21 protein-coding genes are annotated in these 25,054 nt (G+C 61.3%); 13 read left to right on the plus strand and 8 right to left on the minus strand.

Annotated elements, in window-relative coordinates; all coding sequences use genetic code 11:
- Window positions 1-53: 53 nt before the first annotated feature.
- The 4 genes from ACR0MO_RS14745 to xdhA are packed head-to-tail and all read right to left on the minus strand — an operon-like array spanning window position 54 to window position 6,299.
- Window positions 54-1,571, minus strand: coding sequence for an ABC transporter ATP-binding protein (locus tag ACR0MO_RS14745; RefSeq protein WP_170452752.1), 1,518 nt, complete (start codon window positions 1,569-1,571; stop codon window positions 54-56).
- The gene (xdhC, locus tag ACR0MO_RS14750) at window positions 1,568-2,503 is read right to left on the minus strand and encodes a xanthine dehydrogenase accessory protein XdhC (RefSeq protein WP_170452750.1); all 936 of its coding nucleotides are present in this window, start codon (window positions 2,501-2,503) and stop codon (window positions 1,568-1,570) included. Before xdhC ends, ACR0MO_RS14745 begins: the two co-directional genes overlap by 4 nt.
- Window positions 2,503-4,905: a xanthine dehydrogenase molybdopterin binding subunit gene (gene xdhB, locus ACR0MO_RS14755; protein WP_480626378.1), complete on the minus strand. Its 2,403-nt coding sequence runs from the start codon at window positions 4,903-4,905 to the stop codon at window positions 2,503-2,505. The genes xdhC and xdhB overlap by 1 nt, the downstream gene beginning before the upstream one ends.
- Entirely contained in the window at window positions 4,902-6,299 is a 1,398-nt protein-coding gene (gene xdhA, locus ACR0MO_RS14760) for a xanthine dehydrogenase small subunit (RefSeq protein WP_480892044.1), read from the minus strand. Before xdhA ends, xdhB begins: the two co-directional genes overlap by 4 nt.
- Before the next feature lie 344 nt (window positions 6,300-6,643).
- Here xdhA and dnaE point away from each other — a divergent pair, with 344 nt between their 5' ends.
- From dnaE to ACR0MO_RS14775, 3 genes are all read left to right on the plus strand, one after another.
- Complete coding sequence (gene dnaE, locus ACR0MO_RS14765) at window positions 6,644-10,171, plus strand: DNA polymerase III subunit alpha (RefSeq protein ID WP_480892047.1); 3,528 nt, start codon at window positions 6,644-6,646, stop codon at window positions 10,169-10,171.
- Window positions 10,172-10,255: 84 nt separating this feature from the next.
- On the plus strand, window positions 10,256-10,468 hold the full coding sequence (locus ACR0MO_RS14770; RefSeq protein ID WP_480582689.1) for a YMGG-like glycine zipper-containing protein: 213 nt from the start codon (window positions 10,256-10,258) through the stop codon (window positions 10,466-10,468).
- Window positions 10,469-10,473: 5 nt separating this feature from the next.
- Window positions 10,474-10,842: a hypothetical protein gene (locus tag ACR0MO_RS14775; RefSeq protein WP_480892146.1), complete on the plus strand. Its 369-nt coding sequence runs from the start codon at window positions 10,474-10,476 to the stop codon at window positions 10,840-10,842.
- Between the two features lie 4 nt (window positions 10,843-10,846).
- Here ACR0MO_RS14775 and ACR0MO_RS14780 read toward each other — a convergent pair whose 3' ends face one another.
- On the minus strand, window positions 10,847-11,041 hold the full coding sequence (locus ACR0MO_RS14780; protein WP_170452743.1) for a SlyX family protein: 195 nt from the start codon (window positions 11,039-11,041) through the stop codon (window positions 10,847-10,849).
- Window positions 11,042-11,167: 126 nt separating this feature from the next.
- On the opposite strand from ACR0MO_RS14780, the gene hisS reads away from it, so the two are divergent.
- From hisS to hisG, 3 genes are read left to right on the plus strand one after another with little or no spacing between them, the layout of a single operon-like run.
- A complete protein-coding gene (gene hisS, locus ACR0MO_RS14785; RefSeq protein WP_480892048.1) occupies window positions 11,168-12,811 on the plus strand; it encodes a histidine--tRNA ligase in 1,644 nt (547 codons plus the stop codon).
- Between the two features lie 3 nt (window positions 12,812-12,814).
- Entirely contained in the window at window positions 12,815-13,903 is a 1,089-nt protein-coding gene (locus tag ACR0MO_RS14790; protein ID WP_480892051.1) for an ATP phosphoribosyltransferase regulatory subunit, read from the plus strand.
- The gene (gene hisG, locus ACR0MO_RS14795) at window positions 13,900-14,589 is read left to right on the plus strand and encodes an ATP phosphoribosyltransferase (protein WP_480892053.1); all 690 of its coding nucleotides are present in this window, start codon (window positions 13,900-13,902) and stop codon (window positions 14,587-14,589) included. The genes ACR0MO_RS14790 and hisG overlap by 4 nt, the downstream gene beginning before the upstream one ends.
- On the opposite strand, the gene ACR0MO_RS14800 is transcribed toward hisG, so the two are convergent.
- Window positions 14,590-15,021, minus strand: coding sequence for a DUF1489 family protein (locus ACR0MO_RS14800; RefSeq protein ID WP_480892056.1), 432 nt, complete (start codon window positions 15,019-15,021; stop codon window positions 14,590-14,592).
- A gap of 129 nt (window positions 15,022-15,150) precedes the next feature.
- On the opposite strand from ACR0MO_RS14800, the gene ACR0MO_RS14805 reads away from it, so the two are divergent.
- From ACR0MO_RS14805 to rpsD, 3 genes are all read left to right on the plus strand, one after another.
- Window positions 15,151-17,433: an adenosylcobalamin-dependent ribonucleoside-diphosphate reductase gene (locus tag ACR0MO_RS14805; RefSeq protein ID WP_480707733.1), complete on the plus strand. Its 2,283-nt coding sequence runs from the start codon at window positions 15,151-15,153 to the stop codon at window positions 17,431-17,433.
- Window positions 17,434-17,619: 186 nt separating this feature from the next.
- Entirely contained in the window at window positions 17,620-18,084 is a 465-nt protein-coding gene (locus ACR0MO_RS14810) for a hypothetical protein (protein ID WP_480892059.1), read from the plus strand.
- Between the two features lie 311 nt (window positions 18,085-18,395).
- Window positions 18,396-19,016, plus strand: a complete 621-nt coding sequence (gene rpsD / locus ACR0MO_RS14815) for a 30S ribosomal protein S4 (protein ID WP_039537647.1) — start codon at window positions 18,396-18,398, stop codon at window positions 19,014-19,016.
- Window positions 19,017-19,140: 124 nt separating this feature from the next.
- On the opposite strand, the gene ACR0MO_RS14820 is transcribed toward rpsD, so the two are convergent.
- Entirely contained in the window at window positions 19,141-19,602 is a 462-nt protein-coding gene (locus tag ACR0MO_RS14820; RefSeq protein ID WP_170452727.1) for an Lrp/AsnC family transcriptional regulator, read from the minus strand.
- Between the two features lie 102 nt (window positions 19,603-19,704).
- Here ACR0MO_RS14820 and ACR0MO_RS14825 point away from each other — a divergent pair, with 102 nt between their 5' ends.
- From ACR0MO_RS14825 to ACR0MO_RS14840, 4 genes are all read left to right on the plus strand, one after another.
- Window positions 19,705-21,120, plus strand: a complete 1,416-nt coding sequence (locus tag ACR0MO_RS14825) for an aminotransferase class V-fold PLP-dependent enzyme (protein WP_170452725.1) — start codon at window positions 19,705-19,707, stop codon at window positions 21,118-21,120.
- 66 nt (window positions 21,121-21,186) lie between these two features.
- On the plus strand, window positions 21,187-22,272 hold the full coding sequence (gene hisC / locus ACR0MO_RS14830; RefSeq protein WP_170452723.1) for a histidinol-phosphate transaminase: 1,086 nt from the start codon (window positions 21,187-21,189) through the stop codon (window positions 22,270-22,272).
- On the plus strand, window positions 22,269-23,189 hold the full coding sequence (locus tag ACR0MO_RS14835; RefSeq protein WP_480892062.1) for a prephenate/arogenate dehydrogenase family protein: 921 nt from the start codon (window positions 22,269-22,271) through the stop codon (window positions 23,187-23,189). Before hisC ends, ACR0MO_RS14835 begins: the two co-directional genes overlap by 4 nt.
- Window positions 23,190-23,218: 29 nt before the next feature.
- Window positions 23,219-24,040, plus strand: a complete 822-nt coding sequence (locus ACR0MO_RS14840; protein WP_170453147.1) for an extensin family protein — start codon at window positions 23,219-23,221, stop codon at window positions 24,038-24,040.
- On the opposite strand, the gene ACR0MO_RS14845 is transcribed toward ACR0MO_RS14840, so the two are convergent.
- Window positions 24,037-25,038 carry a DUF2125 domain-containing protein gene (locus tag ACR0MO_RS14845; RefSeq protein ID WP_170452719.1) on the minus strand — a complete coding sequence of 334 codons (1,002 nt, stop codon included), beginning with the start codon at window positions 25,036-25,038 and terminating at the stop codon, window positions 24,037-24,039. The two genes, ACR0MO_RS14840 and ACR0MO_RS14845, sit on opposite strands and share 4 nt — an antisense overlap.
- Window positions 25,039-25,054: the final 16 nt, after the last annotated feature.

Genomic DNA, 25,054 nt, shown 5'->3' on the forward strand with positions numbered 1-25,054 from the left:
CCCCACGTTCTTCATCTTTTTGTAAATACTCCCGCCGGAGGCGGCTCAACAGATCACACATGCGCCACCTCCATGCCATGCGCGCCGCCCATCATCAGGCCGATCTCGTCCACGGTCAGACCCGTCGTCGGACGTGGCGCGCTCAGTCGTCCTTCGTTCAGGGCGGCAAAGCTGTCCGAGATTTCCATCAACTCATCCAGATCCTGCGAGATACAGACAACCGCTGTCCCCTTGGCCGCCAAATCCAGAATCGCCTGACGGATCGAGGCCGCAGCCGCCGCGTCCACACCCCAGGTCGGCTGGTTCACCACCAGAACGTCCGGGTCCTGCAGCACTTCGCGTCCGATCACGAATTTCTGCAGATTGCCGCCTGACAGCGACCGCGCCGCATTTTCCGGCCCCGGCGTGCGCACGTCGAACGCCTTGATGATCTTCTCGGCGAAACCCTTGGTCTCTGCCCATTTCAGAAAACCGTTGCTCTCCAGCCCTTCGCGGACAGATCCGGTCAGCAGGGCATTCTCAGTCAGGCTCATGTCCGGTGCCGCCGCATGGCCCAGCCGTTCCTCGGGTGCTGTCAGCACGCCCAGCTTCCGGCGCGCGCTCGGTCCAAGTTTGCCAACCGGCTGTCCGTTGAACTTGATTGCATCAGCGGCTGTCGTGATTTCACCCGACAGAACCCCCAGCAATTCATCTTGTCCGTTCCCGGCAACGCCACCAATGCCCAGAACCTCACCCTTGCGGACGGTCATATGTACGTTCTTCAACGCCGTCCCGAATTCCGATGGCGACGGCACCGACAAGCCGCTGACATCCAGCGCAACCTCGCCGAACGCGCGACCGGACCGTTCCGGCGTCTGCAGGGTCGAGCCCACCATCATTTCGGCCATATCCCGCGCCGAGGTCTCGGACGGCACGCATTCACCCACATTTTTGCCCAGACGCAGGATCGTGGCGTGGTCACACAGCGTGCGGATTTCCTCCAGCTTGTGCGAGATATACAGGATCGAGGTGCCCTCGGACCGCAGCTTGTTCAGCGTCTCGAACAGGATTTCGACCTCCTGCGGGGTCAGCACGCTGGTCGGTTCGTCCATGATCAACAGCTTGGGATCTTGCAGCAGACACCGAATGATCTCGACCCGCTGGCGTTCACCCGCAGACAGATCACCGACCGTGCGGTACGGGTCCAGCGGCAGGCCATAGGTCTCGGACACTTGCCGAATACGCGAGGCCAGATCGCCCATCGGGGGCGGGTTCTCCATCCCCAAAGCGATGTTCTCGGCCACATTCAGCGCGTCAAACAGCGAGAAATGCTGGAACACCATCGCAATGCCGTCTGCCCGCGCCGCGCGGGGCTCAGGTGGGGCAAAGGGTTGGCCGCGCAGCAGCATTGTGCCGCTGTCAGGCTTCACCAGCCCGTAGATCATCTTGACCAGCGTGGATTTCCCCGCGCCGTTTTCGCCCAGCAGGGCGTGAACCTCGCCTTCGCCAATGTCAAAAGACACCTGATCATTGGCCACGACGCCGGGATAGGCTTTGGTCAGCCCTTGCAAGCTTAGAAGTGGAGTGGTCACGCGCTCAGGTCCTTCTTCAATTCGTTCCGCCGGGCCGGGCGCAGCAGCTGTGCCGCGACGCCAACGGCGATCATCTGCGGGTGTTTGCCCAGGCCGGGGTCCCCGATTGGACAGGTGATCCGGCTGATCCGCTCGGGCGAATGCCCAAGGGCCGCCAACCGCGACCGGAATCGCGCCCATTTCGTAGCCGAGCCAATCAGCCCAGCAAAGCGGAAATCGTGCAAAAGCAGCCGGTTGCACAGTTCCAAGTCCAGAGTGTGTGAATATGTCAGCACAAGGTGTTCGGCATCACGGGGCGCATGGCGCACCAGTTCCGCCGGTTTTGCCGCCGGGACGACGGTAACGCCGCGCGGCACGGTTTCGGGGAAGCGCTCTGGCCCGGTATCAACCCATGTGATCGCCAGATCGGGCAGGGGTGACAGGACATCAACCAACGCCCGGCCCACATGGCCAGCGCCCCATATCCAGAGATTGCGAGCCGGTTGGTGAACCGGTTCGATCATCCATCCGTCAATCAGTTGCGGGTCTGGCTCGATGCCCTGACCCCGCGCCCGCGCCAGCAGCCGTTTGACGGACAGGGGCATTTCGCCACCCGAAACCGGGCGAGCGATGAACTTGTCATCCAGAGTGTTGACCGCATCAAGGTCATAAACCTCGCTCAGCAGCGATACCGCCCCGCCGCAGCACTGGCCCATATCCGGGCCAAGCGCGTGTTGGCTCAGCCGTACCCGATCGGTCTGATGGCGCGCGGCTTGCGCCGCCTGATACTCCAACGTACCGCCGCCGATGGTGCCCGATTGCCCGCCCTCCCAGACCAGCATCGCGGCACCGACCTCGCGCGGGGACGACCCTTTAATCCCGGCTATGACCAACCGGACCACTTTTCCGTGGGTTTTGACCGCCTCCCTCAAAGCCTCCAGATCAAATCCCATCAGATGCCTCCCTTCATCCTTTGGACACCTCGCCAGACTTCCTCGGCCGTGGCGGGGGCATCCAATGCCGGGTATCCATCCCCGCAGGCCGCCACTGCATTCGACAGCGCCAGCCAGGCCGAGATGCCCAGCATGAAGGGCGGCTCTCCCACCGCTTTCGAGCGATAGATCGTATCCTCGCGGTTTTCACCGTCCCACAACGCGACGTTGAAGATGTCGGGCCGGTCGGAACAGGCGGGGATTTTATAGGTCGAGGGCGCATGGGTGCGCAGATTGCCCTTGTGGTCCCAGACCAGTTCCTCGGTCGTTAGCCAGCCCGCGCCTTGCACATAGCCACCTTCGACCTGTCCGATATCCAGCGCGGGGTTCAGCGAGGCCCCTGCGTCATGCAGAATATCCGTGCGCAGAATGCGGTTTTCGCCGGTCAGAGTATCTACGGCAACTTCGGTCACCGAGGCCCCATAGGCGAAGTAGAAGAACGGGCGACCCCGGCCCTTGATCCGATCCCATTCGATCTTGGGCGTCTTGTAGAAACCGGTCGCCGACAGGCTGACCCGGCCCTGATAGACCAGCGCAGCAGCCTCGGCGAAGGTATAGCGTTCCTCACCGACCGACACATGCCCGTCCGAGAAGGTCACGGTCGACGGATCGGCCTGATGCCGTTCGGCCAGATAGTCAGCCATCCGGTCGCGGATCGTGTCGCAGGCGGCCTTGACCGCCATGCCGTTCAGGTCACTGCCCGAGGATGCCGCCGTGGCCGAGGTATTGGGCACCTTGGCGGTATCGGTGGCGGTGATCTTCACCATCTCAAGCGGGATATCAAAGCGCGAGGCTGCGACCTGCGCCACCTTCTGGAACAGGCCCTGACCCATTTCCGTGCCGCCATGGTTCAGGTGGACCGAGCCGTCCTGATAGACATGCACCAGCGCCCCCGCCTGATTCAGGTGGGTCAGCGTGAAGGAGATACCGAACTTGACCGGAGAGAAGGCGATGCCCTTCTTGATAACAGCGTTTTCGGCGTTCCATTTCTCGATAGCGGCCTTGCGCGCGGTATAGTCGCTGGATTTCAGCAACGCCTCGGTCATGCCGTGCAGTTCGAAATCGCTGACCTCCATGCCGTAGGGGGTGGTGTTGCCGCCTGCGGGCAGGGGGCGCACTGGGGCGTTGCCGGTCTCAACCGCGCCGCGGCTGGTCAGGTCTTCGTGCGGGTCGGGGTGACCGAGCGGTTTTTCCGTGAGAACAGGGTCAGCAACAACATGCGCAGGCTCGTAGTAGTTCCGCCGCCGCAGTTCGACCGGGTCCAGTCCCAGTTCATGCGCGGCGTGATCCATCACGCGCTCGATCCCGACCATGCCCTGAGGACCTCCGAACCCGCGATAGGCGGTGGCGGATTGGGTGTTGGTTTTCAGCCGGTGGCTTTCGATGCGCGCGTTGGGCAGCAGATAGGCATTGTCCGAATGCAGCATGGCGCGGTCGGCGACAGGCAGGGACAGGTCCTGCGCCCAGCCACAGATCGCATATTGCAGGAACGAGACGCCCTGAATGTGACCATTGTCATCGAACCCGGCCTTGTAAGAAATCCGGAACGCGTGGCGCTTGCCGGTGATGGTCATGTCATCGTCGCGGTCATAGCGCATCTTGCAGGCTTTGCCGGTTGCCCGCGCCGCCACGGCGCAGGCAACGGCCAGAGCGTTGCCCTGACTTTCCTTGCCGCCGAAGCCACCGCCCATCCGCCGGGTCTCAACCCGGACCGCGTGCATGGGCACGCCCAGGGCGTCCGCCACCTTGTGCTGAATCTCGGTCGGGTGCTGGGTCGAGCTGTGGACCAGCATGTCGCCGCCCTCGTTCGGCACGGCCAGCGCGGCCTGCCCTTCGAGGTAGAAATGCTCCTGCCCGCCGATCTCGAACGTGCCTTCGATCACATGGGCCGCACCCGCGATGGCCGCGTCGGCGTCGCCTTTGGCGTAGATGCGCGGGCCGTCTTCGAACCGGCTGTCGGCGGCCAGAGCCTCTTCGACCGTCAGGATCGGGGTGCCTTCGGCATAATCGATCTGCCCCAGACGCGCGGCTTTGCGGGCGGCCAGATGGCTGGTGGCGATAACCAGAAATACCGGCTGGCCGATATAGTGAACGGTGCCGTCCGACAGTAGCGGCTCATCGTGGATCGAGGGCGAGACGTCGTTGGCAAAGGGCAGGTCGTCTGCGGTCAGGACCGCGACGACCCCGTCGGCGACCTTCGCCGCAGACAGGTCCATCGCGGTGATCCTGCCCTTGGCGATCGGGCTGAGACCAAAGGCCAGATGCAGCGATCCTTTGGGGGTCGGGATGTCGTCCACATAGCGCGCGGTGCCCGAGACATGCAGCGGTGCCGCGTCATGCGGCAGGGGTTTGGTCACGCTCATGCCGACACCTCCAGCACGTTTGTCACCTCGCCTTGATCTTCGAGGAAGTATCTCTCAAGCATCGCTTTGGCGGTTTCCAAACGATAGGTGGCCGAGGCGCGCATGTCGGTCATTGGGGTGAAATCGTCGGCAAAGGCGGAACGCGCGGCCTGAATGGTGTCGCGGGTCCAGGATTTGCCGATCAAAGCAGCCTCGACCTGAGTTGCCCGTTTCGGGATGGCTGCCATGCCGCCAAACGCGATGCGCGCCTGGGTGATGGTGCCGTCCGAGACGGTGATGTTGAAACAGCCGCAGACGGCCGAGATATCCTGATCGAACCGTTTGCTGAGTTTATACGCCTTCAGCCGGTCGGGTTGAAGCGGAAAGCTGACGGCCTCGACGAACTCACCGGGGGTGCGGTCCTGTTTGCCGTAGTCGATAAAGAACTGCTCAAGCGGCAGGGCCCGGCGGGTGTCGCCTTTGCGCAGGTGCAGCGTGGCGTTCAGCGCGATCAGGGCGGGCGGGTTGTCCCCGATGGGCGAGCCGTTGGCGATGTTGCCGCCCACGGTGGCCGCGTGGCGCACCTGAACGCTGGCGTAACGGCGGATCATTTCGGCGTAGGAAGGGTGCAGATCGGCCAGCGCCGCGCCCATGCGGTTCATATCGACCATCGCGCCAAAGCGGATTTCGTCATCGGTGATGCTGATCTGTTTCAGGTCGTCGCAGCGGCTGAGGAAAATCACCGGGTCCAGATCGCGCAGCTGCTTGGTAACCCAAAGCCCGACATCGGTGGCCCCGGCGATCAGGGTGGCGCTTGGGTGTTCAGCGTAAAGAGCTGCCAGTTCGTCGGAGTTGTTGGGGAGGAAGGGGGGCTCTGCCCCCCGGCCTGCGGCCTCCCCCCGAGGTATTTTTGAACAAGAGAAGGACTGGTCGTTGGTGATCCAGTCCGGTGTCGGTTTTGGTTCGGCGGCTTGGGCGGCGCGGATGATCGGGGCGTAGCCGGTGCAGCGGCAGAGGTTTCCGGCCAGTTGCGTGTCGTGATCGGTGGCACCGGTGGCGTGGCTTGCGACCATCGACATCACGAAGCCCGGGGTGCAGAAGCCGCATTGCGAGCCATGCAGGTCGACCATGGCCTGTTGCACCGGGTGGGCTTCGCCGATTGGACCGCTGGCCCCTTCGACGGTGCGGACCGCTTTGCCGTGTAACTGGGGCAGGAACAGAATGCAGGAATTGAGCGCCTTGTGGCCATCCGCATCCGTCACCATGACGGTGCAGGCGCCGCAGTCGCCTTCGTTGCAACCTTCCTTGGTGCCGGTCAGGCCGCGATCCTCGCGCAGCCAGTCCAGCAGGGTGGCTGTCGGATCGACATCCGCCAGTTCCACTGTCTCTCCGTTCAGAAGAAACGTGATCGTCATACGAGAAACCCGTCGCGTTACCCGGTTGCGCCCTTGGGTGCCCTCCTTCGATGCGACGTAGAAAGAGTGGCGGGCGGAGTGCTTGCCGTGTGATGTTAGAAACAGGGCAGGTTCTCTGGCAAGAAAAACTGCCTATGTGATGTACCATTACCCCCAGTCGGCGCGAAGGTGCGGGTTTTCAGTAATGTTCAGGCGATTGAAATTAAAGCGTTTTTTGCAGCGGCCTAGCCGCGGCCCCCGAAGCACCTTCTGAAAAAGACGAATAATCAGCGCCGATTTTTTAGGCATCCCAAAGCGTCGGTTCCCGCTTTTGCCGCGCCTCTGGCTGGGATAGCGTAGGGGTCATGAGCAGTTCCCCACGATTCATTCACCTCCGCGTTCACACCGAATATTCCCTGCTGGAAGGCGCCGTGCGGCTGAAAAAGCTGCCCGCGCTTTGTGAGAAGGCCGAGATGCCCGCCGTTGCGGTGACCGACACCAATTCGATGTTCTCGGCGCTGGAGTTTTCCGTCACCGCCAGCGGGGCCGGGGTGCAGCCGATCATGGGGTGTCAGGTCGATCTGACCTATGTGCAGGCGCAGCCCGGTGAAAAGCCCAAAGCGCCCGCGCCGCTGGTGCTGCTGGCGCAGTCCGAGGTGGGGTATGAGAACCTGATGAAACTGAGTTCCTGCCTTTATGTGGACAAGGGCGGGCAGTTGCCGCAGGTCACGCTGGACGAGTTGGCGGAACGGTCGGACGGTCTGATCTGCCTGTCCGGCGGGCCGGACGGACCGGTGGGAATGCTGTTGCAGCAGGGGCAGCGCCCGGCGGCTGAGGCTCTGGTAGACCGGCTGGCGGGGATGTTCCCGGATCGGCTGTATATCGAGTTGCAGCGTCATCCCGGTGAAGGTGGCCAGCCCGAGGCCGAGCGTCTGACCGAGCGGGGCCATGTCGAGATGGCCTATGCCAAGAACCTGCCGCTGGTTGCCACCAATGACGTCTATTTCCCGACCTCGGATATGTATGAGGCGCATGATGCGCTGATCTGTATTTCGGAAGGGGCCTATGTCGATCAGCAAGAGGGCCGCCGCCGTCTGACCGCGCAGCACTATTTCAAGTCGCAGCAGGAGATGGTGACGCTGTTCGCTGATCTGCCCGAGGCGATAGAAAACACGGTCGAGATCGCGCGGCGTTGCGCCTTTATGGCCTATCGTCGCGATCCCATCCTGCCGAAATTTGCTGATGATGAGGTCGCCGAACTGCGCCGCATCGCCAATGAAGGATTGCAGAAACGTCTGGCCGTGATCCCCCATGCGGTGACGCCCGACGAATATCAGGAGCGGCTGGATTTCGAGCTGGGTATCATCGAAGGCATGGGCTTTCCCGGTTACTTCCTGATCGTTGCGGACTTTATCCAATGGGCCAAGGATCACGACATTCCGGTGGGGCCGGGGCGGGGCTCGGGCGCGGGCTCGCTGGTGGCCTATGCGCTGACGATCACCGACCTTGATCCGCTGCGCTATTCGCTGCTGTTTGAACGGTTTTTGAACCCCGAGCGGGTGTCGATGCCCGACTTCGACATCGACTTTTGCATGGACCGCCGCGAAGAGGTGATCCGTTACGTGCAGCAGAAATACGGGCGCGACAAGGTGGGGCAGATCATCACCTTTGGTGCTTTGCTGTCCAAGGCCGCAGTGCGCGATATCGGGCGGGTGCTGCAGATGCCTTATGGGCAGGTGGATCGCCTGTCCAAGATGATCCCGGTTGAAGGCGTCAAACCTGTCTCCATCGAAAAGGCGCTGAAAGACGAACCGCGCCTGCGCGAAGAGGCACGCAACGAAGAGGTTGTGGACCGTCTGCTGAACTATGGCCAGCAGGTCGAGGGGTTGCTGCGAAATGCCTCGACCCACGCCGCTGGGGTTGTGATCGGCGACCGGCCTCTGGATGCGCTGGTGCCGCTGTATCAGGATCCGCGCTCGGACATGCCGGCGACCCAGTTCAACATGAAATGGGTGGAACAGGCCGGGTTGGTAAAGTTCGACTTTCTGGGCCTGAAAACGCTGACGGTGATCCAGAACGCGATGGATCTGATCTTCAAATCCGGGCGGCCCTTGCATGTGGCGGCGGATGGCACGGAGCTTTATGAACCCGCCGACGGGGCCGAGAACCAGATCAATGCCATCCCGCTGGATGATGAGGCGACATACAAGCTTTATTCAGCGGCCAAGACGGTGGCGGTGTTCCAGGTGGAATCCACCGGGATGATGGATGCGCTCAAGCGTATGAAACCCACCTGTATCGAGGATATCGTGGCGCTGGTGGCGCTCTATCGTCCCGGCCCGATGGAGAATATCCCGACCTATTGCGAGGTCAAAAACGGGCTGCGGAAAATCGAATCCGTTCACCCTCTGATCGACCATATCCTTGAAGAAACGCAGGGCATCATCGTTTATCAGGAACAGGTGATGCAGATCGCTCAGGTGATGGCGGGGTACAGCCTTGGCGGGGCCGACCTGCTGCGCCGCGCGATGGGTAAAAAGATCAAAGAGGCGATGGATGCCGAGCGGCCCAAGTTTGAAAAGGGTGCCGGTGAGAATGGGGTGGACGCCAAGAAGGCGTCCGAGGTTTTCGACCTGCTCGAGAAATTCGCCAACTACGGCTTCAACAAGTCCCACGCCGCGGCCTATGCGGTGGTCAGCTATCAGACCGGTTGGCTGAAGGCGAACCATCCGGTCGAGTTCATGGCGGGCGTCATGAACTGCGATATCCACCTGACTGACAAGCTGGCTGTTTATTTCGAAGAGGTGCGTAAGGGGTTGGAACTGCCCTATGTGCCGCCCTGCGTGAACCGCTCGCTGGCGACGTTTGATGTGGTCGAAGGGCATCTGGTCTATGCGCTGGGCGCGTTGAAAAACGTGGGCGTCGAGGCGATGAATCTGGTGGTCGAGGGGCGTCGCGCCGCAGGCGCGCAGGACGAAAATGCCGACAAACCCTTCGTCAACCTGTTCGACTTTGCCCGCCGTGTTGACCTGAAGAAGGTCGGCAAGCGCCCGCTGGAAATGATGGCGCGGGCCGGGGCCTTTGATCAGCTCGACAAGAACCGCCGCCGGGTGTTCGAAAGCCTCGATCCGTTGGTGCAGTATTCTGCGGCGATCCATGAACAGAAGAACTCGAACCAGGTGTCGCTGTTTGGCGAGGCAGGGGACGATCTGCCCGAACCCCGCCTGTCGCCCACACCCGACTGGCTGCCTGCCGAACGGCTAAGCGAAGAGTTCAAGGCCATCGGCTTTTACCTGTCCGGCCACCCGCTGGACGACTATATGCCCGCGCTGAAACGCAAACAGGTGCTGACGCTGGATGAGGTGACGGAAAAGGCCCGTTCTGGCCCGTTGATCGCCAAAATGGCCGGTGTCGTGGCCGGGCGGCAGGAACGGAAATCCGCGCGCGGCAACCGCTTTGCCTTTGCCCAGCTCTCGGACCCGACGGGGGCTTATGAGGTCACGCTGTTCTCGGACACGTTGGAGAAATGCCGCGAGTTTCTGGAAACCGGAGCGCAGGTGGTGCTGACGGCTGAGGCAACCATGGAGGCCGATCAACTGAAACTGCTGGGCCGCTCGGTTGGTCCAGCGGATTCGGTTGTTGCCGAGGCCGGGTCAACCGGTCTGCGTATTTTTGTGGAGCAACCGCAGGTCCTGTCCACCGTCGCCACGGTGCTGGCGGACGCGGCGAGCGTCGCCAAGGGGGCATCCAGGGGGCCGATACAGGTGTGCTTGATGGATCCGACCCTGCCCGGCGACGTTGAGATGGACCTGGGGCAGGAGTTTCCGATCAACCCGCAGATCAAGGGTGCGATCAAATCGCTGGATGGCGTTCTGTCGGTCGAAGAGGTCTGACCCTCGGATTTGTTGCCACAGCCTTTTTGCCTAGCTAAGCTGAACCCATACTCTCATTGACCTGTGAAACAGGAGGGCATTGGTTTGGCACTTTCAGGAATTGGGTCCAAGGCGCTGATGTTGGCCGGGGCGATCTCGCTTTCGGTGGCGACTGCGGGTTTTGCGGATGACAAAAAGAAGAAAAAGACAATCGAAGGCGCATTGATCGGTGCGGGTGTCGGCGCTTTGATCGGCGACGGCAAGGGCGCAGCAATCGGCGGCGTGGCCGGTGCGATTATCGGACATAACTGGAAATGAACGTGATGCGTATGACCCTGTCCAAAATCGCTGCTGCCGGGCTTTGCCTGTCACTGCCGGGTGGCGCGTTCGCTGACGACGCAGCAGAGCAGATGGTGCAGGACGCCTTGCCGGTGATGCACTACACCTGCGCTTCGATTGCTGAAGAGGCAGATGGCGACGAAGCCTTTGTTGTGGCCGTGGTCGAAAAGATGACGGCCCTGTCGCTCTATAATCGTCAGATCAATATCGAAGATCACGTGACCACTGACGAGGACAAGGCCCAGTTGCGTGAAGCCTTCATCGCGGCGCTGTCCGAGGGCTGCGCGGCGGACAAGAATGCCCTTCTGGGTGGTGTGGTCGATAACGCGGTGAAATCCACGCTGGGGTTGTGATCCCTCAGTAATGCGGCGGGCGTTCGTCGCCATAGACGATGCCGCCTGATCCTTCCTGCGCCCGTTCGGCCTCGCGTTGATACAGCATCGCGACTCGGCGGGTCAGGCGGTCGATTTCGTCCTGTTGCGCGGTGACGATCGTGTTCAGTTCTTCCACCGTGCGGGTCAGATGGGCGATCTGTTCTTCCAAATGCTGCATTGCGGGCTCCTTCCGCGACGGTCATAGCGGGCCTTTGGGGCCAAGGCCAGCCAAAGCGCGCCTTGCCCCGATGCGGGCCATGGGATAGACCGCGCGCGGAACACTAAACGCCCAAGGACGCCCCACATGGCCAAGCCCAAGAAACAGCCCCGCCCCAAGGCCATCACGCCGAAAGGGTTCCGCGACTATTTCGGCCAGGAAGTCACGCAGCGCACCGAGATGCTGCGGGCTATTGCGGATGTCTATCATCGGTACGGGTTCGACGCCTTGGAAAGCAGCGCGGTTGAGACCGTCGAGGCGCTGGGCAAGTTCCTGCCCGACGTGGACCGCCCGAATGAAGGCGTCTTTGCATGGCAGGAAGTGGACGAAAACGATAAGGGCGACTGGATGGCCCTGCGCTATGACCTGACCGCGCCTCTGGCCCGCGTCTATGCGCAGCACCGCAATGATCTGCCCACGCCCTATCGCCGCTATGCGATGGGTCCGGTCTGGCGGAACGAAAAGCCCGGGCCGGGGCGCTATCGTCAGTTTTATCAATGTGATGCGGATACGGTCGGCACGGCCTCGATGGCCGCGGATGCCGAGATCTGCGCGATGCTGTCGGATACGCTGGAAACCGTCGGCATCCCGCGCGGCGACTATCTGGTGCGGGTGAATAACCGCAAGGTTCTGAACGGTGTCATGGAGATTGCGGGAATCTTGGATTCTGCCGAACCTGAACGGTATTCGGAAGAAAGGGGTATCGTTCTTCGAGCAATAGACAAGCTCGATCGGTTTGGAGAGGAGGGAGTACGTGCACTTCTCGGATCGGGCCGCCAAGATAGTTCAGGGGACTTTACGAAGGGTGCCAACTTGTCTCCCGAGCAAGTTGATATTGTAATGAGCTTTGTAAGCGCTGACTCCAATATTAAAAAAGAGATAAAGGATGTCAGGAAAATCTTGGCGAAGCAGGGTGTGGATCACATGCCTCTATCGGGCGCGTTGCACGCGAACGATCCTACTATGATCCAACTCATCGGGCGAGACGCTAAAGAAAGCGCTATCCGAAACCAGTTCGCGATTAAGTACCTCAAATCAATTGTCGCTAACTCACAAACCGGGAAGCAAGGTGTCTATGAACTAGAGCAAATTTCAGACTTGTTGGACGCGCAGGGTTATTCTGCTGACCGGATCATGATCGATCCCTCGGTTGTGCGTGGACTGGGTTACTACACCGGGCCGGTTTATGAGGCCGAACTGACCTTTGAGATTTTCGACGAGAAAGGCCGCAAGCGGCAGTTCGGCTCGGTCTCGGGCGGTGGGCGTTACGACGATCTGGTCAAGCGCTTCACCGGGCAGGAGGTTCCCGCAACCGGCGTGTCCATCGGCGTTGATCGCCTGCTGGCCGCCCTGCGCGAAAAGGGCCGCATCGCCGCGCAGGCCACCGGCCCGGTGGTCGTCACCGTGATGGACCGTGACCGCATGGCCGACTATCAGGCGATGGTGGCCGAACTGCGCAATGCGGGCATCCGGGCCGAGGTTTATCTGGGCAACCCCAAGAACTTTGGCAATCAGTTGAAATATGCGGACAAGCGGAATTCTCCGATTGCGGTGATCGAGGGCGGTGACGAAAAGGCCAATGGGATTGTCCAGATCAAGGACCTGATCCTTGGCGCAAGGATCGCCGAAAGCGCCACGCTGGAGGAATGGAAAGAACGCCCCAGCCAGTTCGAAGTACCGCGCGGCGATCTGGTCGCCAAGGTCCGCGAAATTCTGGACAGTCAGGACTGACCCATGCCCAACCGTTCCCAGATACAGGCCCGCGCCGCGATGATGCGGGTGCGGTTCGAGGCCGCCGGGGCGCAGGTGGTGGATACGCCGCTGCTGCAACCGGCGGACACGCTGCTGGACCTATACGGCGAAGACATCCGGGCCCGTGCCTATGTCACCTCGGACGCGCTGCGCGGCGAACAGATGTTGCGCCCGGATTTCACTCTGCCCGTGGTGCAGATGCATATGAACGATGGGGCCGAGCCCGCGCGTTATACCTATTCCGGCGAGGTGTTTCGGCGGCAGGAACACGACCCTGACCGGTCCAACGAGTACATTCAGGTGGGGTATGAGGTTTTTGACCGCAATGACCCCGCCGGGGCGGATGCCGAGGTGTTCTCGCTGTTTGCGCTGCAATTGCGCGGGCTGCCCCTGCGTGCGGCCACCGGGGATATCGGTATCCTGACAGCCGCCGTGCGGGGCCTGCGTGCGACCGATAGGCGCAAGGATGCGCTGATGCGGCATCTGTGGCGACCGCGCCGGTTCCGTACTCTGCTGGACCGGTTCGCCGGGCGTAAATCTGGCCCCGAAGGGCGGGATACGCTGTTGCAGGCTGCCGACCCTCTGGCCATCGACGTGCCCATGATCGGCAAACGCCGCGCCTCCGAGATCGAGGCGCGGATCGCTGCGCTGCGCGAGGATCGTGACACGCCGCCGATTTCCGACAATGAGCTGGTCGGGCTGGAAACGCTGCTGAACGTGCGCGAAACCATGCCTTTTGCGTTGGAGCAGCTGCGTGACGTGGCAGTTGACCTGCCGCAGATCACCCCGGCGCTGGACCGGCTCGAGGCGCGGGTGGCCTCGCTTCAGGCGCGTGGCGTCGATGTGGAACGGCTGGATTTCGAGGCCGCCTATGGCCGCACGTCGATGGAATATTACGATGGGTTTGTCTTTGGTTTCTATGCCGAAGGTCGCCCGGACCTGCCACCGATCGCCACCGGCGGGCGCTATGACGCGCTGACGCGGCAATTGGGCAATGGCGCGGAAATCCCCGCCGTGGGCGGCGTGCTGCGCCCGGACCTGATGCTTGAGGTTGAGGAGGACGCACAATGAGCCTGAAACTGGGCGTGCCCTCGAAGGGCCGGTTGATGGACAAGACCTTTTCGTGGTTCGAAAAGCGCGGCATCACCCTGTCGCGCAGCGGCTCGGACCGGGAATATGCGGGCAAGGTCGAAGGCATCGACGGTGTTTCCCTGATCCTGCTGTCCGCCGGTGAAATCCCGCGTGAACTGGCGGCGGGGCGGATCCATCTGGGCGTTACCGGCATCGATCTGGTGCAGGAAAAACTGCCACGCTGGGAACAGCAGGTCGAAGAAGTCTCGCGGCTTGGGTTCGGCAAGGCCGATCTGATCATCGCAACTCCTGCCTGCTGGGTCGATGTGGACACGCTGGACGATCTGGATGCGGCAGCGGCGGCCTTCCGCAAGACCCACGGGCACCGGCTGCGGATTGCCACCAAATATCACCGGCTGGTGCGGGAGTTCCTGACCGATGCAGGCGTGGCCGATTATACGCTTGTCGACAGTCAGGGCGCGACCGAGGGCACGGTGATGAATGAAACCGCCGAGGCGATTGCGGACATTACCTCCAGCGGCGAAACCCTGCGGGCCAATCACCTGAAAATCCTGGCGGACGGGCTTGTGTTGCAGTCACAGGCGACCCTATGGCGCAGCCGGGTGGCGAAATATGGCGTAGCTGAGAAAGCGGTTCTGACCGAATTGCTGGACCGACTGGGCTGATTACAACACCCCGATTTCCGCCAGAGCGCGGTTCAGATCGTCGGGCAGGGCGTCGTCCTGTTCGCGGGTTTGCGGCAGGTCGGCAGGGGTGTCCTCGGGCTTGAGGTAACGCCAGCCTTGAAACGGGCGTTTCAGGGCGGTCTGGGTGCGGTGTACCTCGGGGTCCAGCACGATGGCGCAACGGCGGATGCCGTCGTCGCCGCGGACCTCGTCCAGACGCAGTATTCGCTGACGGCACTGGATGACGCCCTTGATCACCCAATAGATTGACCCGCCATTCAGAATCTCGGCCTCGCGTTTGGGCCACATGCGGGTGACATGGCGCGGGCAGCCGTCCTCATACAGAGGCTTGCGACTGTCCTGCCACGCTTGCAGGGTCTCGACGCTTTCCGAGCCGACCGAGAGTTTTATGAGGTTTAGGTAGTTATCCACAGCTTTCCCACAGAGTCGTCCCGAGGCCCATCTTTATATTGTAGCTCGCTGGCCGGTGTCATCAAGGTGTTGTGGCAGGTGTGTGTATTGGGGTAGTCTGGATACCTCTTTCAGAACAGGGAATCACCAATGAGCCGCTTTGCCGCCCCCATCGCCGAGCAGATCTGGGACATGAAATACCGTTTCAAACAGGCGGATGGCACGCCCATCGACCAGACGGTCGAGGACAGCTGGCGGCGCATCGCCCGCGACCTGGCGCGGGTTGAGGCTGACTCGGCGCATTGGGAGGATAAGTTCTTTGCGGCGCTGGAGGATTTCAAATACCTGCCCGCCGGGCGCATTACCGCAGGCGCAGGCACAGCGCGTCAGGTGACATTGTTCAACTGTTTCGTCATGGGCACCGTACCGGACAGCATGGGCGGTATTTTCGACATGCTGAAAGAGGCGGCGCTGACGATGCAACAGGGCGGGGGCATCGGCTACGATTTCTCAACCATCCGCCCGCGTGGCGCGGATGTGCATGGGGTGGCGGCGGATGCCTCTGGCCCGCTGTCATTCATGGATGTGTGGGACGCGATGTGCCGGACGATCATGTCCGCAGGCTCGCGTCGCGGGGCGATGATGGCGACCATGCGCTGCGATCACCCGGATATCGAACAGTTCATCACAGCCAAATCCGACCCGGCCCGCCTGCGCATGTTCAACATGTCCGTGCTGGTGACCGATGCCTTCATGGAGGCCGTCAAGGCCGACGGCCCGTGGGAGCTGGTGTTCGGCGACAAAGTCTATCACACCGTTCAGGCCCGCGATCTGTGGAACAAGATCATGCAGGCGACCTATGACTATGCCGAGCCGGGTGTGATTTTCATCGACCGGATCAACAAGGCCAACAACCTCAGCTATGTTGAAACCATCGCAGCGACGAACCCATGCGGAGAGCAACCTCTGCCGCCTTATGGCGCCTGCCTGCTGGGTTCGATCAACCTGGCACGTCTGGTGGCCGAGCCGTTCGAAGATGCCGCGCATCTGGACGAGGCCGCGATGCAGGAGCTGGTCGCCACTGCCGTTCGGATGATGGACAACGTGGTGGATGCCTCGAAATTCCCGCTGCCCGAACAGGCGGCCGAGGCACAGGCCAAGCGCCGGATCGGGCTGGGTGTGACCGGTCTGGCCGATGCGCTGCTAATGCTGGGCCTGCGCTATGGGTCCGACGAGGCGGCGCGTCAGACCGAGCGCTGGTTGCACGCGATTGCCCGCGCCGCATATCTGGCGTCGGTGGACTTGGCAAAGGAGAAAGGGGCGTTCCCGCTGTTCGATGCCGAGAAATATCTGGCCAGCGGCACGATGCAGCAGATGGACGACGACGTGCGCGATGCGATCCGCGAACATGGTATCCGCAACGCTTTGCTGACCTCGATTGCGCCGACGGGGACCATATCGCTTTATGCCGGGAACGTATCTTCGGGGATCGAGCCGGTCTTTGCCTATGCCTATACGCGCAAAGTGTTGCAGAAGGACGGCTCGCGCACCGAAGAAGAGGTCGTGGATTACGCCGTGCAGATGTGGCGCGACAAGTTCGGCGACGCGGATCTGCCGGACTACTTCGTCAACGCGCAGACTTTGAGCCCGTCTGATCACGTCAAGATGCAGGCGGCAGCGCAGAAATGGATCGACAGTTCGATTTCGAAGACGATCAACTGCCCCGAAGACATCAGCTTTGACGCGTTCAAGGATGTCTATATGCAGGCCTGGGATCAGGGCTGTAAGGGTTGCACCACCTATCGCCCCAACGACGTGACGGGCTCGGTCCTGACGGTATCGGAAAGCGACGACAAGGCTCCGGGCGAAAGCGCTGATGCGCCGCATGAGGTCGATGGTGGCGAGGTCGTGTATATGTCCGAACCGCTGGATCGCCCGCAAGCTCTTGAGGGGTCGACCTACAAGCTGAAATGGCCCGACAGCGAACACGCCATCTACCTGACGATCAACGATATCGTCATCGGAGGCCGCCGCCGCCCGTTCGAGGTGTTCATCAACTCGAAGAACATGGAGCATTACGCCTGGACGCTGGCCTTGACCCGAATGATCTCGGCCGTGTTCCGGCGTGGCGGAGACGTGTCCTTTGTGGTCGAGGAACTGAAGGCGGTGTTCGACCCGCGCGGCGGTGCCTGGGTCAAGGGCAAGTATATCCCCTCGATCCTGGCGGCGATCGGCGGTGTGATCGAACAGCACATGATCAGCATCGGCTTTCTGGAAGGCGAGGGGATGGGCCTGAAATCCGACCCGCAGGCGCAGGTGGTGAACATGGACGCCCCGCGGGGCAAAGCGTGCCCATCCTGTGGGCAGTTCGATATGGTCATGATCGAAGGCTGCATGACCTGTCGCAGCTGCGGCCACTCTAAGTGCGGGTAACTTATCTGTTATTTGACGTCTGACACCCGGTTGTAACAGTGAAGGGTAGCGGACTGATCGGTGCCCATTTGAATCAGTTTTGCAACAATCTTCGGATTGCTTGAATTCGGTCTCTTTTTCGCCGAATTCAGGGTTGATATGGACGTGTGAGTAAGTGGTGGGATGTTGAAAGGTTTGAGCGGGCAGATGAGACCAGGGCAAAGCGGTCGTATAGCCATATCGTGGAAACAGACAGAGCTTGACGAGCTTGAGGCGGCGCCTCTGGCTTTTTTGGTCGTTGGGGCTGCGTGGTCCTGGCGCGGGCAGGCTGTTCTGCTGAGCGATGGTGCCGAGCAGGAAGTTGAACGGGCGGGCAGTGTTGGCGCTGTATCCTCTCGGACCAGTGACCGATTTGCGATTGTTCGGGAAATCTCCGGTGAGGTTTTTGGCTCGGTCGTTCTGACCAATGGCGCGCAACGGTTCAGCGCGGATCTGGTTGTTCAGGACGGCGAGATTGACCCGACCTTTGTGTTCTCGGACGGATGCCCACCGCGCGATCAGTCATTCTGGATCTGCGACGTTTTGGATTTTGGCGGTCAGGCGTTTGTCGAGCCACCTCAGGACGCAACCGTCGTTACCTTTCCACTGCACGCTGTGACGCGGAAGACCTAAGCGCGGTAGCAATCCAGGCTTAGCGACCTGCGGCCATTCGAATTGCGCCCTTTTCCCGGGAATTTCTTGCCGAATAGCTTATTGACTCTGACTGATCTGCAGATATAAGCGCGGCTTCATTGGTGTTGGTGGCCCCCGCAAGGGGATGCCTGTCATGGGGGAAACCTCAAGAGGACAACGCCCTTTATAACCCGGCACCACGCCTGGTCTGAACTGGAACTGCCCGGTCCGAGCGGAGACGCTATTTCGGCCCGAGAAATGGGAACCGGTTTTCGGATCAAGCCGATATGCCACAGTAAAGGAGATCAGCCGTGACCAAACGCACGTCTGCCAAGTACAAAATCGACCGCCGGATGGGCGAAAACATCTGGGGTCGTCCGAAATCCCCGGTCAACCGTCGTGAATACGGCCCCGGCCAGCACGGCCAGCGCCGCAAGGGCAAACTGTCGGACTTTGGTCTGCAGCTGCGCGCCAAGCAGAAGCTGAAAGGCTACTATGGCGACCTGACCGAGAAGCAGTTCCGCCGCATCTACGCCGAAGCCGAGCGTGTCAAAGGCGACACCGGTGAAAACCTGATCGGCCTGCTGGAGCGCCGTCTGGACGCTGTTGTCTACCGTGCCAAGTTCGTGCCGACCGTGTTTGCCGCGCGTCAGTTCGTGAACCACGGCCATGTCAAAGTGAACGGCAAGCGGGTCAACATCCCCAGCTACCGCGTCAAGGAAGGCGATGTGATCGAAGTGCGCGACAAATCCAAGCAACTGGCCGTTGTTCTGGAAGCGGCTGCTTTGGCCGAGCGCGATGTGCCTGACTACATCGACGCCGACCATTCGAAAATGACCGCGACCTTCGTGCGCGCGCCGGGTCTGGGTGATGTGCCCTATCCGGTTGTCATGGAACCGAACCTGGTTGTTGAATTCTACGCGAAGAACTGATCTTCGCTGACATTCGAAATTCGAAGGGCCGCGCCATCTGGCGCGGTCTTTTTTGTTTGAAGGGGGCTCTGCCCCCGTCGCTGCGCGACTCCCCCGGGATATTTCTGGCCAGATGAAGGGCGGATCAGAGTGGCAGGGGGCGGGCTTCGGCAATGGCCTCCATGGCGAAATATGAGGTTACGCTGTCCAGCTCGACCTTCTCAATCAGGCGTTGGTAGACCTTGTCGTAGGATGCCATGTCCTGAGTGACGACTTTGAGCTGATAATCGTAGTCGCCGCCGATGCGGTGAAAATCCACCACTTCGGGGATGGTGAGCACATGGCGGCGAAAGGCTTGTAGCCAGTCCGCCGAATGGTGGCGCGTGCGCAGCATGACGAATACCACCAGGTCGAGCCCCAGTTTCTCGCGCGCGATCCGGGCGGTGGAACCCAGAAGAACACCGTCTTCGTTCAGCGCCTTCAGCCGCCGCCAGCAGGCGTTTTGCGAGAGGCCGACCTGATCTGCGAGTTCTCGCTGGGACAGGGTGGCGTCTTTTTGCAGCGCTTGCAGAATACGCATGTCAATTTGATCTAATTTTGCGGTCATATCTGATCATATGACACAAAGTTTGCGTTTTCCATGCAAAGATTGGTGAAGTTTACTCGCTTTTGCTCAATCACATTGGTATCACAGTAAGGAGCCGGTGTAATGACCTTGTCCAAGTTTCGCGCAGAAATCCAATCCACCACTCGCAATTCCAAGCTGCGCGATGGGCTGATCGGAGAGAACGTTCTGATCCCGGGTCTGCACGGGGACGTATCGCTGGTTTATGCGGATTACGTCGCCTCGGGCCGCGCATTGCGGCAGGTTGAGGATTTTGTGGCCGAGCATGTTCTGCCGTTCTATGCCAACAGCCATACCGAGGCCTCTTTCTGTGGGTCTTACATGACGCGGCTTCGCCAGGAAGCGCGCGCTGAAATTGCCCGCATTGTTGGTGCGAGGGGAGACGACGCGGTGATCTTTGCCGGGTCCGGAGCCACTGCGGGTTTGAACCGGCTGGTCAGCCTTTTGGGAGTGGAGGAGGCAGACCGGCCGGTTGTTTTCATCGGGCCGTATGAGCATCACTCGAACATCCTGCCGTGGCGTGAAAGCAAGGCATTGGTGGTTGAGATTCCCGAAGCCGCGGATGGCGGGGTTGATATGGGTGCGCTGGAAGGCGCTTTGCTGCGCCATGCGGATGCGGATCTTGTGATCGGGTCGTTTTCAGCGGCATCCAATGTGACGGGGATTATCACGGATCCCGATCCGGTCACGCGGGTGCTGAAGCGCCATGGGGCGTTGGCGGTGTGGGATTATGCCGGTGGCGGGCCGTATCTGCCCATGGATATGGGGCCAGAGGATGCGCGCAAGGATGCGATCGTGGCCTCGCCGCACAAGTTTCCGGGTGGGCCGGGCGCGTCGGGCGTGTTGATCGTGAACGGGCAGGCGGTACAGCGCACCAGCCCCAGCTGGCCTGGTGGCGGGACGGTCAGTTTCGTTTCACCCTGGCGGCATGACTACAGCGCCGATCTTGCCACGCGAGAAGAGGCCGGAACGCCGAACGTGATCGGCGACATCCGTGCTGCGCTGGCCTTTATCGTCAAGGATGTGGTGGGAACCGATGAAATCGCGCGGCGCGAGGCGCTGTATAACCGCATGGCCCTAGACGGCTGGCAGGACAATCCAAACCTGACTTTGCTTGGGACAGGCGCGGCGCATCGTCTACCGATCTACTCGTTCCTTGTGCGGGATAATACGGGGCAGCTGGTGCACCAGCAGCTGTTCACGCGTATGCTGAGCGACATTTACGGCATTCAGGCCCGTGGCGGCTGTGCCTGCGCGGGGCCCTATGCGCATCGTCTGCTGGGCATCGACCGGGCGACGTCAGACGAATTGCACGCGGCGCTGTCTGCGGGTGAGGAAATGAAAAAACCCGGTTGGGTGCGGCTGAACTTCTCGTATCTGATGAGCGAGGAAACGGTTCAGTTCATCATCGACAGTGTCAATGACCTATCCCGCCGGACTGCGGAATTTGCGCCCTATTACAACGCCGACCCGGCAACCGCGCGCTTCAAAGCCGCATGAGGGAATTGCCGCTTTTCTCAACCTCTTGAGACAGGTATGAGAGGCTCCAATCAACGGAGCCTCTCAATGACCAAGATCACCCCGCAACCCGGCATCATGGACATCGCGCTATATCAGGGCGGCCAGTCGCATGTGGCGGGGGTCGAGCATGTGATCAAGCTGAGTTCCAATGAGAACCCGTTTGGACCCAGCCCCAAGGCGATTGAAGCTGTGCGCGATAGCGCCGCGACCTTGCATCGTTATCCCAGCACCGATCATGCCAGTCTGCGCTTTGCTATTGGCGCGCGGCACGGGCTGGACCCGGCGCGGATCATTTGCGGTGTTGGCAGTGACGAGGTGCTGCAATTCATCGCTCAGGCCTATGCGGGGCCGGGGGATGAGGTGATCTATACCGAACATGGATTCTCGATGTACCCGATCATTGCGCGTATGGCCGGGGCCACACCGGTTATGGTGGCTGAGCGCGACCGCCATGTGGATGTCGATAGCATTCTGGCCGCAGTGACCGGGCAGACGCGGATCGTCTTTGTGACCAACCCGGGCAATCCGACCTCGACCATGATCCCCGAGGCCGAGCTGGACCGTCTGGCCAGCGCACTGCCCGAAACCTGCCTGATGGTTATCGATGGGGCCTATGCCGAGTTTGTCGATGGGTTCGATGGCGGCGCCGGGCTGGTGGACGCCCATGAGAATGTGATTATGACCCGGACCTTTTCAAAGGTGTACGGTCTGGGCGGCATGCGCGTGGGTTGGGGCTATGCCCATCAGCCGATCATCGATGTGCTGAACCGGGTGCGCCAGCCCTTCAACCTGTCGCTGACGGCTCTGGCTGCGGCAAAGGCGGCGGTGAACGATGTTGAATTCCTGTCCTTCTGCCAGACCGAGAACGCGCGGCTTCGGGTTTGGCTGGCAGATGAACTGGCCAAGGTCGGCGTACCCTCGGACCCGTCCTGCACCAATTTCATACTTGCGCGCTTTGCGGATCAAGCCGAGGCCGAGGCATGTGACGACTATCTCAAAACGCAGGGTTTGATTGTGCGCCGCGTTGCAGGCTACAACCTGCCCAACGCGCTGCGGATCACCGTCGGCGATGAAGAGGCCTGCCGCCGCGTGGTTGCAGCCGTCACTGCGTTTAAAGGGGGCGCTGCATGAGCCAGATATACGACCGTGTGGCGCTGATCGGGCTGGGCCTGATCGCCTCATCCATGTTCTGGGCGATCAAACGCGCCGGGCTTGCGGGTGAGGTGACGGGCTATGCGCGCTCGGAGGCCACGCGGGAAACGGCCCGCCGGATCGGGTTGTGCGACCGCGTGTGTGACACCGCGCAAGAGGCGGTCGAAGGGGCCGATCTGGTCGTGCTGTGTGTTCCGGTTGGGGCTATGGGCGCAGTTGCCCAAGATATCGCGCCGGTTCTGAAGCCGGGCGCGACGGTGACGGATGTGGGCTCCGTCAAGCGCCACGTCATTCAGGCGGTGTCGCCGCATATTCCCGAAGGCGTGCATTTCATCCCCGCCCACCCGCTGGCCGGGACCGAGCATTCCGGCCCGGAAGCGGGGTTTGCGGAGCTTTACGACAACCGTTGGTGCTTGCTGGTGCCGGTCGAGGGCTCGGACCCCGATGCCATCGCGCGTTTGCGGGCCTTATGGGAAGGCATGGGGTCCAACGTTGATGAGATGGACGCTGATCACCACGATCTGGTGCTGGCCGTGACGTCCCATGCGCCACATCTGATCGCTTATACGATGGTGGGTGTGGCAGATGATCTGCGTCGGGTGACGGATAGTGAGGTTATCAAATACTCGGCGGCGGGTTTCCGGGATTTCACCCGGATTGCCGCATCCGACCCGACCATGTGGCGTGATGTTTTTCTAACCAACAAGGATGCAACGCTGGAAATCCTTGGGCGCTTCACCGAGGAACTGTTTGCCCTGCAACGCGCCATCCGCACCGGGGACGGGGATCATCTGTTCGACTATTTCACCCGCACACGTGCGATCCGGCGCGGGATTATCGATGCGGGTCAGGACACGGACGCGCCGGACTTTGGCCGGGGAAAGGTCAATTCGTGACACGTGTCCGGGGGCATATCCTGTTCTGTATGGCGGCGCTTTGGGCCGTTGCCGCGCAGGCAAAGCCCCCGGAACAGTCATTGTTTCCCGTTGCGCGTCCCAATAGCACTTCGAACAGCGTCGAATTGGTCGCGGCCTCCAGCCGCGCGGCAACCCCGCTGAGCATCCCCAAAATGCGCCCCGAATTGCGCCCCGTGTCACCGCAGGTTACTGCAGCCGCCGCGCGCCCGTCGGATTTGCCGTTGCTGGGCCCGGATACATCCCTGATGCCTTACCTGCGGCCCGAGTCGCTGGAGCAAGCCATTCTGTTCAAGCGACGTAAGCTGCGCAAAGGCTCGGTTTGTGGGGATATTGCGATTCAGGGCAAACCCGTCGGGCGCGTGAGCAGCAAGGTCAGTGCCTGCGGGATCAAGGATGCGGTGCAGATTACCTCGGTGTCGGGCGTTGCGCTCAGCCGTCCATCAACGATGGATTGCGGAACGGCGATTGCGTTGAACAAGTGGGTGGATAAATCGGTCAAGCCCACGTTCAAGCGGCGCGGACCGGTGGTGCAGTTGCAGGTCGCTGCCCATTATGCCTGCCGGACGCGGAACAATCGCAAAGGCGCGCGTATCTCTGAACATGGCAAAGGCCGCGCCATCGACATTTCGGGTTTCGTTATGGCGGATGGTGAGGTTGTCACCGTCTATGATGGCTGGCGCAAGAACCCTTCGCAGAAACAACTTAAAAAGGTCTGGCGCGGGGCGTGCGGGCCTTTTGGAACGGTTCTGGGGCCGAATTCTGACCGGTACCACCGTGATCACTTCCATCTGGACACGGCGCGCTATCGCCGTGGTCCCTTCTGCCGTTAACGCAGGATCAGGCGTGGGGCCGGGCCCAAGGGCAGGGGCCCCAGCGCCACAAACCCGTCGCGGAAATTCAGTTGCAGATCCAGCGCATTCGGGTTGCCGCCCAGCCCCGCCAGAAAGTTGAGCGCACGGGTGACCGGATCGACCGCCTGATCGGGCAGGGCCCCCGCCGCGTTTGCCATCGCAATCATGTCGCGCCAGTTCTCGGCCTTGATGGCGATTTCGCCGGTTGGAATGCCTTGGGCATCCACGTCCAGCTCACCTGCGGCAAATAACCGAAGCTCTCCCCATTTGATCTCGGCCAGGTTCAGGTCAATGGCCACGGGCTGAGGGCGGCTTTCTTCCAGCGCGGTCCGGTCCCACGGCTTGTCGAATGTGGTTACCATGTCCAGTTCCAGCGTTTCGAACCGCTGCGGCAGCGAGGTGGCGGACTGCATCAGAGCCCGCAGATCGTCCCCCGGGGCGAACCCTTCGATCTGCGCCGTGATTGCATAGGCTTCGGGGGTCGCCGTCTGCTCCATCACAAGGCCAAGGGTGTCGCCGCCGGCCAGCGCCTCGCCGTCTTCCGAGATCAGCCAGGGCCCGGCGGTCAGCGCCATCTTCTCAAGCACCAGCGCGACACCGGGTTGCAGTTGTAACTGGGCCTGAAGCTCCTGCGCCTCAATGGTTGCGGTCTGGTCGAAATAGGACAGGCGCTGGGGTGTGTCGGCAAAGCGCAGAATCTGCCGCCCCGGCCAGATCGCGGGGCTTTGGAATTCGATCCAGTCCGCGCTCCACGCGGTTCCGGTGGCAGGATCGGCCAGGGCCGGGCTGTTCAGCCGCGTGATGTGATGCGCAGGAAATCCCGCTGTTTCGACATCCGAAAACTCGGCCTGCCACCCGCGGGATTGCTGGGCGTCAAACCAGCCTGTGATCGCGTTGCGCAGGCCATATCCGGCGATGAACCAATAGGCGCTCCATGCGATGGCTGCAAAAATGAACACTCGTATCAGACGGCGCATGAGCTTCGGCCCTTTT

It is taken from the genome of Ruegeria sp. K5, from assembly GCF_056531805.1.

What these genes read in the sequence shown, in the direction of transcription:
- xdhC (WP_170452750.1), bottom strand. Translation starts at nt 2,503, where the DNA reads ATGGGATTTGATCTGGAGGCTTTGAGGGAGGCGGTCAAAACCCACGGA.
- xdhB (WP_480626378.1), bottom strand. Translation starts at nt 4,905, where the DNA reads ATGAGCGTGACCAAACCCCTGCCGCATGACGCGGCACCGCTGCATGTC.
- xdhA (WP_480892044.1), bottom strand. Translation starts at nt 6,299, where the DNA reads ATGACGATCACGTTTCTTCTGAACGGAGAGACAGTGGAACTGGCGGAT.
- dnaE (WP_480892047.1), top strand. Translation starts at nt 6,644, where the DNA reads ATGAGCAGTTCCCCACGATTCATTCACCTCCGCGTTCACACCGAATAT.
- ACR0MO_RS14775 (WP_480892146.1), top strand. Translation starts at nt 10,474, where the DNA reads ATGCGTATGACCCTGTCCAAAATCGCTGCTGCCGGGCTTTGCCTGTCA.
- ACR0MO_RS14780 (WP_170452743.1), bottom strand. Translation starts at nt 11,041, where the DNA reads ATGCAGCATTTGGAAGAACAGATCGCCCATCTGACCCGCACGGTGGAA.
- hisS (WP_480892048.1), top strand. Translation starts at nt 11,168, where the DNA reads ATGGCCAAGCCCAAGAAACAGCCCCGCCCCAAGGCCATCACGCCGAAA.
- ACR0MO_RS14790 (WP_480892051.1), top strand. Translation starts at nt 12,815, where the DNA reads ATGCCCAACCGTTCCCAGATACAGGCCCGCGCCGCGATGATGCGGGTG.
- hisG (WP_480892053.1), top strand. Translation starts at nt 13,900, where the DNA reads ATGAGCCTGAAACTGGGCGTGCCCTCGAAGGGCCGGTTGATGGACAAG.
- ACR0MO_RS14805 (WP_480707733.1), top strand. Translation starts at nt 15,151, where the DNA reads ATGAGCCGCTTTGCCGCCCCCATCGCCGAGCAGATCTGGGACATGAAA.
- ACR0MO_RS14810 (WP_480892059.1), top strand. Translation starts at nt 17,620, where the DNA reads ATGAGACCAGGGCAAAGCGGTCGTATAGCCATATCGTGGAAACAGACA.
- ACR0MO_RS14820 (WP_170452727.1), bottom strand. Translation starts at nt 19,602, where the DNA reads ATGACCGCAAAATTAGATCAAATTGACATGCGTATTCTGCAAGCGCTG.
- ACR0MO_RS14825 (WP_170452725.1), top strand. Translation starts at nt 19,705, where the DNA reads ATGACCTTGTCCAAGTTTCGCGCAGAAATCCAATCCACCACTCGCAAT.
- hisC (WP_170452723.1), top strand. Translation starts at nt 21,187, where the DNA reads ATGACCAAGATCACCCCGCAACCCGGCATCATGGACATCGCGCTATAT.
- ACR0MO_RS14835 (WP_480892062.1), top strand. Translation starts at nt 22,269, where the DNA reads ATGAGCCAGATATACGACCGTGTGGCGCTGATCGGGCTGGGCCTGATC.
- ACR0MO_RS14840 (WP_170453147.1), top strand. Translation starts at nt 23,219, where the DNA reads ATGGCGGCGCTTTGGGCCGTTGCCGCGCAGGCAAAGCCCCCGGAACAG.
- ACR0MO_RS14845 (WP_170452719.1), bottom strand. Translation starts at nt 25,038, where the DNA reads ATGCGCCGTCTGATACGAGTGTTCATTTTTGCAGCCATCGCATGGAGC.